Annotated in this window: 9 protein-coding genes; 2 read left to right on the top strand and 7 right to left on the bottom strand. The window is 70.5% G+C overall.

All coding sequences use genetic code 11. From position 1 onward, the window contains the following. Both BM093_RS34170 and BM093_RS36440 read right to left on the bottom strand, forming a co-directional pair. Positions 1–292, bottom strand: a 292-nt coding sequence (locus BM093_RS34170; protein WP_143105705.1) for a transposase, incomplete at its 3' end; no start/stop codon positions are given. A gap of 38 nt (positions 293–330) precedes the next feature. After that, positions 331–495, bottom strand: a complete 165-nt coding sequence (locus BM093_RS36440) for a hypothetical protein (protein WP_177238885.1) — start codon at positions 493–495, stop codon at positions 331–333. Positions 496–583: 88 nt separating this feature from the next. Between BM093_RS36440 and BM093_RS34175 the strand changes: the two genes are divergently transcribed. After that, the gene (locus BM093_RS34175) at positions 584–811 is read left to right on the top strand and encodes a hypothetical protein (RefSeq protein WP_093357425.1); all 228 of its coding nucleotides are present in this window, start codon (positions 584–586) and stop codon (positions 809–811) included. 15 nt (positions 812–826) lie between these two features. Here the strand turns inward: BM093_RS34175 and BM093_RS34180 are convergent, their stop codons facing one another. The 4 genes from BM093_RS34180 to BM093_RS34195 form a co-directional block, all read right to left on the bottom strand. Then, the gene (locus tag BM093_RS34180; RefSeq protein ID WP_093357431.1) at positions 827–1,087 is read right to left on the bottom strand and encodes a helix-turn-helix domain-containing protein; all 261 of its coding nucleotides are present in this window, start codon (positions 1,085–1,087) and stop codon (positions 827–829) included. After that, a complete protein-coding gene (locus BM093_RS34185; protein WP_093357436.1) occupies positions 1,088–1,555 on the bottom strand; it encodes a DUF2975 domain-containing protein in 468 nt (155 codons plus the stop codon). It abuts the gene before it with no gap. A gap of 31 nt (positions 1,556–1,586) precedes the next feature. Continuing rightward, a complete protein-coding gene (locus BM093_RS34190; RefSeq protein ID WP_093357441.1) occupies positions 1,587–2,012 on the bottom strand; it encodes a DUF6194 family protein in 426 nt (141 codons plus the stop codon). A gap of 89 nt (positions 2,013–2,101) precedes the next feature. Then, positions 2,102–2,554, bottom strand: a complete 453-nt coding sequence (locus BM093_RS34195; protein ID WP_093357445.1) for an SRPBCC family protein — start codon at positions 2,552–2,554, stop codon at positions 2,102–2,104. Between the two features lie 81 nt (positions 2,555–2,635). On the opposite strand from BM093_RS34195, the gene BM093_RS34200 reads away from it, so the two are divergent. Next, complete coding sequence (locus BM093_RS34200) at positions 2,636–3,142, top strand: DinB family protein (RefSeq protein ID WP_093357450.1); 507 nt, start codon at positions 2,636–2,638, stop codon at positions 3,140–3,142. A 179-nt stretch (positions 3,143–3,321) separates the two neighbouring features. On the opposite strand, the gene BM093_RS34205 is transcribed toward BM093_RS34200, so the two are convergent. Then, a complete protein-coding gene (locus tag BM093_RS34205; protein WP_093357454.1) occupies positions 3,322–3,726 on the bottom strand; it encodes a VOC family protein in 405 nt (134 codons plus the stop codon). Positions 3,727–4,556 lie beyond the last annotated feature (830 nt).

The raw sequence follows: 4,556 nt of genomic DNA on the forward strand, positions 1-4,556 counted from the left end.
GCAGTGCCTTGTTCTCGGCTTCGAGGCGGGCCAGACGCTGCTCGGGCGTCTCATCCGCGACGGGCACGACACCGGCGTTCTGGCGTGGCGCACGCACCGAACGTGCGCTGCGGGTGCGGGTGCCGTCGGGGGCGGTGCGGGTCCCGGTGCCGAGGTTGTCCAGCCACAACGCCAGCGTGGCCCGCTCGACGCCCAGGTCGGCGGCGATGCCCTTCACCGTCGCCCCGGGCGTGGACTCGTACAGCTCGACGGCCTGCCGACGGAACTCGTCGGAGTAGTTCTTGCGGGCCATGGTCAGACATCATCTCGCTTCCCCCGACCGTGCGGGGATCAGCGTGTCCACGGAACGGGGTCAGGGCCCAGCACCAGCATGATCCAGAACAGCCGGCGGAAACCGGCGACGTGATCGGCGTGGCCGCCGTGGCCGGCGTGGGCACCGCCCGCGTCGTGGTGGTCGTGTGCGGGTGTCCCCGGAGTGTCGTGGTGGCCCGTCATGACTCCATCATATACCCCCCAGGGGTATGTACGCCGGTCCGGAAGTTCCCTGATGTGCCACGCCGTCCGTGGGCGCGACGATCGCGGCATGAGTGAATCCGAGGTGTGGGAACTGCGGGTCGGTGTGTACTGCACCGCCGAGCAGGCTCGTGATCTGGTCGACCGGATCCAGCTCCTGTTGTGTCCCGACCCCGACCATCCGCCGCCGTGCCCGATCCCGTGGTCCACGGCGCACTGGTCGCTCGACGCGGCCGAGGCCGCCGAGGCGTATCCCGAGCTGGTGGAGCAGGCCCGGGTCGAGCAGCGGAACCGGTGACCGCCTGCGTCGCGCTCAGGGTTCTGTCCGGGCCGGCCGCCGCGGGTGGTCCGGCTGTGCTGCCGGGTCCTCGTCGAGCACCCAGCGCAGGACGTCGCCGGGCTGGCACTCGAGGACCCGGCAGACGGCGTCGAGCGTGGCGAAGCGGACCGCCTTGGCCCGCCCGTTCTTCAGGACGGCCACGTTGGCCGGGGTGATCCCGACCGCGTCCGCGAACTCGCCGACCGACATCTTGCGGCGGGCGAGCATCACGTCGATGTCGACGACGATCGCCATCTACACGACCTGCTCGAGCTCGCGACGCAGCCGGGTGGCGTTGCGCAGCAGGCCCAGCATGACCGTCATGAGCAGGGCGAACGCGATACCGGCGACCGCGATGCCGCCGCCGATCAGGATCAGCCCGGGTGCGTCGTCGAGCTCACCGACGTGGGCGCAGACGGCGGCGACGATGAACGCGGCCAGCAGTCCGGAGCCGGCGAGAACCGGGACCCAGCGGAATGCCCGCTCGTCGAAGATCGCGTCGCGACGCACCATCGAGAGCAGTGCCCAGATCGCGACCAGGAAGACCTGGACGCAGCCGATCGTGACGACGGCTGCCCCCGCGTACACCGCGTCGGGGAGGAGTGGATGCCCACCGGCCACGGACATTCCGGTCACGACGACGATCACGATCTGGGCGCCGAGGGCGCCGGTGGCGAGTACGACCAGCGCGACGCGCAGTGCGGTGGTGACGACGGGTGCCATGTATCGAGTCTCGATAGGTATCGGTCGACTGTCAATGGGCCCGACGCCGAGCGGTGTTCTCGTGCTTCCGCACGGCGAAGGAGTGCGCCTCGTCGAGCAGTTGGCGCACCAGCGGCCACGTCGTGTCCGGGTTGATCACGGACACCCAGTGGTAGGACGCGTAGACGGGATGCGGGAACAGCACGTCGAGCGCGGTCGGGTCGTGTTCGCGCCCGTCGGGGAACAGGGACCGGTACCCGGCCTTGGTGAGGCCGATGTTCAACCGGAAGACGCCGTCGCGATCCAGTGCGGACGCGGTGTCGTGGGCATCGGAGTGGACGACGGTCGCCCAGCCCTGCCGCGGTCGCTGTTCGTAGTCGTGGTCGGGATCGTGGATCGCGAAGGCGTCCCCGTGGGCCTCGATCAGGCGGGTACCGGGGAAGGTGCCGAGAAGAGCGACGATCTCATCGGGGTGCATGTCGCCAAGACAGCACGATTCCAGTGATCGATGTGCGAATCAAGTGATGAGTATCACAGATCGGGTCACAGGTCGGGTCACAGGTCGGGTCACAGTGATTCGGCGATCGCCGCCAGCCGGTCGAGCGATGCACGGAGCCGGTCGGCCGTGGTGGCCCGGGCGCGGACGAGCCGGTTCTCGTCGGTCAGGGCGGACCAGTCGTAGGTGTGACTGACCAGCGTGCGGCCGTTCCCGAGGGGTTCGAGCTCCCAGCGCCAGAGGTGTCCGGCCGGCGGCTGCCCGGGTTCGGAGGGGAGCCAGGCGATCAGGCGCCCCTCCTCGAACTCGGTCACCCGGTTCTGGCGGACGGCGCCCATGGTCAAAGTCGTCGCGAAGACGGCTCCGGCCCCGCGGACCCGCTGGCCGGCTGCGGCCTCGGCGAGGTTGTCGTTGCCGTCCCAGCGAGGTTGCTGCGTCGGGTCGGCGATCAGTTCGAAGATCGTTTCCGCGTCGGCGGAGATCTCCCGGCTGCTGGTCACGACGGTCGGCAGATGTTCACTCACGGCAGGAGTGAACCATCGCGTGCCCGCTCGACGACACCATCGGGCCGAGAACCTGTCGGGGGCGGATGTCACCCTCCGCGCATGACGACGATCGAACGCGGGTTCCCGCCCCTGCACGCCGAGGTCGTGCCGACCCTCGGAGCGTGGCTCGACTTCTACCGCGCGACCCTGATCGGCAAGTGCGAGGGACTGACCGAGGAGCAGTTGCGGACGGCGACGGTGCCGCCGTCCCCGCTGACCCTGCTCGGACTGCTCCGGCACCTGGCCGCGGTCGAGCGGCAGTGGTTCCGCATCGTGCTCGCCGGTGAGGACGTCGAGAAGCTGCACGGGATCGAGGACGGGACCGGGCACGACGGCGGTTTCGCACTCGACGACACCGGCTTCGACGAGGCCCGGGTGGCCTGGACCGCCGAGGTCGAGCACGCCCGGCGGATCTGCGCCGAGCTGGACCCGGACGCCACCGGCTCGCTCTGCGGCGCCCCGGTCTCGGTGCACTGGGTCCTCACGCACATGATCGCCGAGTACGCCCGGCACTGCGGGCACGCCGACCTGGTCCGCGAACGCCTCGACGGCAGCACCGGAGTCTGACGGCTGCCCGGCGCTCTGCTCCGGCGCTCCGCTCCGGTGCTCTGCCTCGGTGCTCCGCTCCGGCGTTCGTAGGCGCGAACGCGGTCGCGTGGCCGCCGGTCACCGGCCCGCCCCGGCCAGCCCGGGTTCGGCCGGTCCCCGCCCCGGCGAGCCTCGGTTGGGCCGGCCCCCGGGCCGGGTCAGCCGCCGCCGCGGTAGGTCCCGACCGTCCAGAGGTTGCCCTCGGGGTCCGCGACGGTGCAGGCGTAGGTGGGGCCACCCGCGGCGAACGCCGTGCGGTGCGGCTCCTGCACGACGGTCCCGCCGGCCCCGAGGACCCGCTGGTGCACGGTGTCGACATCGGACTCGGCGGTGGCGACGACGTAGAGCGCGCCGGTCCGGAGCCCGGCGTGGACCCCGTCGTCGTGCTTCGTGCCGCCGAACAGGACGGTGCCGCCGCCGGGCCAGGAGACCTCGGCGTGGACGACGTCGCCGACGTCGTCCCGCACCACGACGACCTCGGTGAATCCGACGACGTCGGTGAGGAAGCGCAGCGCCGTGTCCGGGTCGTCGTAGTGGAGGATCGGCCACACGGTGGAGCTCACCCGTCCATCGTCCCCTCTCGTGGGTGGCGCCTGTCATGTCTCAGGACATCGGTGACACCTCGGGCGTTCTTGGTGGGAACTTCTGCCGTGGGTGGGGTTGCCGGTGAATTACCACCGTCCACCTGACGCTCGCAAACGGCCTGACGATGCGCCGCGGTCTCGACGTTCTGTAGCGAGCACGGCTCTCGCGTCGGTCGCTCCATGGACTGCCGCCACCGTGCTCGAGTCGAAAGCCTGCGGCGCTGCGGGAGGCCAGGTCCGGGCGGCCGAGGCCGAGTCCGTCGGATCCGACTGGCGAGGTCACGGTCCTGACCGTTCCGACAGTTCTTCATCGGCAGCGACGTGCGCCGCCGCCGGGCCGCCACGGTCGGCGCCCGAGCCGGCGACACGACCGCCATCACTGATCTCGACCGTCTTTACCGATCTCGACGGCGCGATCCTCGCCGAGCGCACCGGACCCCGCTCCCGGCATCCGCTACGTCGGCAACGGTCGACCCCGCGGACGACAACAGAAGCACCCGCGGGAGCGTCACCGCAGTCCAGACACACCAACTGTCACCGATGTCCTGAGACTTCACGCGCGACCGTTCGACCGTTCGACGCTCGTCGCCGACCGCTCGAACACATCTTCGATGAATCATCCTTGTGCTGCGGAAACCGTCGGCCCTCGCCGGTAGAATCGAGGACATGCAGCAGCCGGTGGCACTCCCCGCAGGCCTGGTGGAACACCCGCCGGGCCCGCAACTGTGCGCCCTGCTGGCCGACCTCGACACCACCCAGGTCAGCAACCACGCCACCGTGGTGCTGCTGCGCGCGTGGCGGCGGCTGCG

The sequence above is a fragment of the Pseudonocardia ammonioxydans genome, assembly GCF_900115005.1.
GTDB lineage: Bacteria > Actinomycetota > Actinomycetes > Mycobacteriales > Pseudonocardiaceae > Pseudonocardia > Pseudonocardia ammonioxydans.

Excerpts from the sequence above, each read along its gene's own strand:
- BM093_RS34185 (WP_093357436.1), bottom strand. The coding sequence starts at position 1,555 with ATGGCACCCGTCGTCACCACCGCACTGCGCGTCGCGCTGGTCGTACTC.
- BM093_RS34200 (WP_093357450.1), top strand. The coding sequence starts at position 2,636 with ATGACGACGATCGAACGCGGGTTCCCGCCCCTGCACGCCGAGGTCGTG.
- BM093_RS34180 (WP_093357431.1), bottom strand. The coding sequence starts at position 1,087 with ATGGCGATCGTCGTCGACATCGACGTGATGCTCGCCCGCCGCAAGATG.
- BM093_RS36440 (WP_177238885.1), bottom strand. The coding sequence starts at position 495 with ATGACGGGCCACCACGACACTCCGGGGACACCCGCACACGACCACCAC.
- BM093_RS34190 (WP_093357441.1), bottom strand. The coding sequence starts at position 2,012 with ATGCACCCCGATGAGATCGTCGCTCTTCTCGGCACCTTCCCCGGTACC.
- BM093_RS34175 (WP_093357425.1), top strand. The coding sequence starts at position 584 with ATGAGTGAATCCGAGGTGTGGGAACTGCGGGTCGGTGTGTACTGCACC.